Raw genomic sequence first — 399 nt, 5'->3', positions numbered from 1 at the left:
CTGTGCAGTTCTCAAGCAACGACCAGCCACCCATCACCTGAACCCGAAGACTCAGTGCACTGGGGCCGGCATCGCAGAAGGGCGAGCAACGCTCGCACCCTCAGACACCCAACAGCGTGCCCGACACGACCAGATCAGATTCACGTTCCACGCCGAAGCAGTACTAATGATCCTCACGAATCGTGCCGAATAATCAACGTTCCACCCATGAGCAACCAGCATCAGACGTTCGCTGATGTTCTGGCCTCTGACCGGCCGAAACCGGTAAGAAGTGCTCCTTAGAAAGGAGGTGATCCAGCCGCACCTTCCGGTACGGCTACCTTGTTACGACTTCGTCCCAATCGCCAGTCCCACCTTCGACAGCTCCCTCCCACAAGGGGTTGGGCCACCGGCTTCGGG

1 rRNA gene is annotated in these 399 nt (G+C 58.6%); it reads right to left on the bottom strand.

The window, feature by feature from the left end:
• Positions 1-282 precede the first annotated feature (282 nt).
• Positions 283-399 (bottom strand): 16S ribosomal RNA (locus E2B92_RS32490); the annotation flags it as partial.

The sequence above is a fragment of the Streptomyces sp. WAC05374 genome (assembly GCF_004353505.1).
Taxonomy (GTDB): domain Bacteria; phylum Actinomycetota; class Actinomycetes; order Streptomycetales; family Streptomycetaceae; genus Streptomyces.
The sequence above is the reverse complement of the archived record's forward strand: the minus strand, read 5'-3'. Positions and strand labels throughout refer to the sequence as shown.